The organism is Candidatus Brocadiia bacterium (assembly GCA_041658285.1).
Taxonomy (GTDB): domain Bacteria; phylum Planctomycetota; class MHYJ01; order JACQXL01; family JACQXL01; genus JBBAAP01.
Map to the genome: position 1 here is coordinate 1 of JBBAAP010000027.1, position 3259 is coordinate 3259.

The 3259-nt window shown below is 50.3% G+C and carries 1 protein-coding gene; it reads left to right on the forward strand.

Features of this window, described 5'->3' with window-relative positions:
* A partial coding sequence (locus WC980_10820) for an Ig-like domain-containing protein (GenBank protein ID MFA5795543.1) occupies window positions 1–3259 on the forward strand: 3259 nt, incomplete at both ends.

Sequence of the window (3259 nt, forward strand, 5' to 3'; positions counted from 1 at the left end):
TTGCAACTCCTGCCACTAATTCCTACTCCGACACGGGTCTTTCTCCATCAACTCTGTATTCATATGCCATCTCTGCATACGATGCGGCGGGGAATGTGTCTGCGCAATCTACGAGCGCGAGCGCGACGACGCAGGCATCAGAAGGAGGAATTAATTGCGATCTTTCCACACTTCAGTCAGCGATAACAGCTGCTCAACGAGGAGCGACCATTACCTGCAACGCCGGAAGCTGGACATGGAATGGAACGCTTTCAATTACAAAAGGCATTATTCTCAAGGGCGCCGGATCTGGTAATACTGTAGTAACTCGCGCCGGTGAACTTATTAATATTACCCCCGATACAACCGCGATAGCCAACGAGGAGATTATCCGCGTCGAAGGTTTTACATTGGATGGAAGTAATTCAGCATTAAATCTAATTACGGTAAGAGGTTCAAGCCCCACCAACACGAAACCATTCAAAAATTTGGCGATTGGAAACAACACTTTTCGCAACACGGGCACTGTCACTTCTGGTTCCGGAGCAATCTCGACAATGGGCCAGGTTCGAGGAGTCATCTTCAACAATGTATTTGATCGCGTAAATGTTGTGTTGAAAATCTTAGGCAATGATGATACGACTGAATGGTCAAACGGCAATTTTCCGTTTGCTTATGGCAACTCTGATAACCTGTTTTTTGAAGATAATACCATCCAGTATTCGTCATCATTTAGCGGGCAAGACCCGGGCTGGACCGAAACAGGGCAAGGGAGCAGGTTGGCTGTGCGTTACAACTCATGGAATATGGCTAATGCTCCGCAATTGGAACTATGGGACATTCATGGATTCCAAAATTGGCCCGGAGGCCAGACTGGAACAATGATTTCAGAATATTATGGAAACACAGTTGCTAACGCCAAAGGTTATCGTTGGATAGGCCACAGAGGAAGCTGGGGATTGTTCTTCAACAATATAATTACCGGCACCGGCGGCATGAGCATTGAGGCGAATGTCTACTCCTGCACATCGGATGTTCCTGGGGCAACCGGCGTCTATAAAGTCGAAGTCAACAATACTTATGTGTTCAATAACACTAACAATGGTACGGCTCAGAATATGGGCATAGGCGCTACTGGCGGAGGGTGCGGGGTTAACGAGAATGATGAATTTTATAACTACAATTCCTCCTTTAACGGTACCACGGGTATCGGCAGAGGAACTGTCGCTCCTACTGGTAGTTGTACCACTGGTGTTGGCTATTGGAAGGCAAATACGCCAACGCCTACGACCAATTCCAGTACTATTCAATCTGGAACATTATATAAATGCACCTCTCCTAATACATGGACACCATATTACACTCCCTATGCCTATCCTCACCCTCTGGTTTCCGGTGGCACTATCCCTTCCGACACAACCCCGCCAACCATTTCTATTACATCACCAACTTCTGGTTCAACCGTATCGGGCACCATTACCGCTTCTGCCTCAGCTTCAGACAATGTGGGCGTCGCTGGAGTTCAATTCCTGCTTGATGGCGCGAACCTCGGAGCAGAGGATACCACCGCTCCCTATTCAGTTTCTTGGAACACAGCTCAATCATCAAACGGTTCTCATAGCTTAACCGCCCGAGCCAGAGATGCAGCCGGCAATCAGACGACTTCAGCTGTGGTTTCGGTGACTGTTTCGAATGTGGCATCCGTATTCGTGATCGGCGACCGCGTTCAGACAACCTCGAACTTGAACATCCGGGCCACTCCCACCACAGCAGGAACCCTCCTCGGCACCCAGGCAACGGGAAATCTCGGTACCGTAATCGGTGGCCCCATCTCTGCCGACGGGTTCAACTGGTGGAATGTGAACTACGACAACGCGCCAGACGGCTGGAGCGTGGAAGACTTCCTCATGAAAACAACCTCTACCACTGCCACGTTATTCTATGTACGATCTGGCGCCACCGGCAACGGTTCAGGCTTGGACTGGACGAATGCTTGTACGGACTTCACGGGAAGCTGCGCGGTCTCGTCCCTTGTGCGGGGCGGCACCTACTACGTTGGGTCAGGAACCTACGCCTCACGAACCTTCAACAAGGCCACATCTGGAACTCTCGTCATTACCATCAAGGGCGCGACGATTGCCGACCACGGTACGGATACTGGCTGGGTCAGCACTTATTCCGTGAGTGCAGCCGATGGCGGGTCGCAGGCCCAGTTTACATTTACTGGTACGAATGCCGTAACGATTGGTTCGAGTTATTGGGTATTTGACGGGGCCGTTGGTTCAGGGGGCACATCTACAAACTATGGCTTCTTGATGAAGCAACCGTCGAGTTGCAGCGCAGACCCCCAATACTACCTGGCCGTCAACGGCACAAATACAACCAACGTGACCGTGAAGCATATTGCTGTCGTTTCCTGCGGCCCGTCCTTTGATGTACAACAGAATGGAATCACTGTCGGCTGCGGCTCCTGTTACGTCACAAACTCGACATTCGCCAACTCCTATATCTCCGGTGGGGGAAAAAGTTGGCAAGTTACGAATATGGCAAATTCAATCATCGAGAATAGCTATTCTGAGAACCAGTGGTCGTCCTCGGCGCATCACGGCGAAACAATCTCAGTAAATCAATGCCACAGTTCTGAATCTGGCGGCTGTTCGTCGGCGTTTACTCAGGGGCAAGGAACTATCAATGACACGTTCCGCAACAATATAATCAAGAACTGCCGAGGGACAGCCTGCATCGCCGCACTTGACCCACTTACTGCTAGTTCTATGCCAGGCTGGAAAATCTACGGGAATGTTTTCGTGGATGTTAATACCGGGAACGGAGTCATCGGCACGGGCACAAGTGCAACTCATTACATCAAAGATGCTAAAGTGTATCAGAATACATTCATTAATTCCGGGGGTAAAATCTTCTTTCCCTGTGGGTCGGCCTGTGGGGACGCGACGGGCAACGAATTTAAGAATAATGTGCTATATGACAGTTCATCAGTGCTGAGCGGGGGCACGATTGATTACAGCAACAACAGCTACTTCAACCCTACCGACACGCCACCTCCCCAGACCGGCATACAAACCGGTACAGGCGACCCGTTCGTGAACTCGGCCGGCGGTAATTATCACTTGGTTGCAGCCACGAACCCGGGAATATCATTATCTGCACCATATAACATTGATTTTGATGGAATAACAAGGGGAGCAGACGGCGTCTGGGACAGGGGGGCCTATGAATTTGTCGGAGCTACATCAAGCACCAAGTTTTCTCTGAACGACCG